This window comes from Vibrio sp. 10N.286.49.E11 (assembly GCF_041469505.1).
Lineage (GTDB): Bacteria > Pseudomonadota > Gammaproteobacteria > Enterobacterales > Vibrionaceae > Vibrio > Vibrio crassostreae_C.
On record NZ_JBFRKQ010000163.1, the window covers coordinates 1 to 269 of the forward strand.

Below are 269 nucleotides of genomic sequence, written 5' to 3' on the forward strand. Positions count from 1 at the left end.
ATATCACCGTCAGTAATGGTCAGAGTGACCGTTGACGTCACCACATCGTTATCTAAATCGCTTGAGGTCACCACTATCGACTTGACGATATCTTCGCTAACCGTGTGGTCTAGATTGCGATTTGGTTCGAAGCGTACTTCACCTTCAAGAGTGATGAACAACTCACCCTCTGTGAAGCTAAATTGCTGCTCACCTGTGTCCGTTTGATCCAGTGTTCGAACTTGACCGTCATACGTAAACTGAGTGATCGTCGCACCATCGGCACTTTG

The 269-nt window shown here is 47.2% G+C and carries 1 protein-coding gene; it reads right to left on the bottom strand.

From position 1 onward, the window contains the following. Positions 1–269, bottom strand: a 269-nt coding sequence (locus AB4167_RS22080; RefSeq protein ID WP_372137032.1) for a hypothetical protein, incomplete at both ends; no start/stop codon positions are given.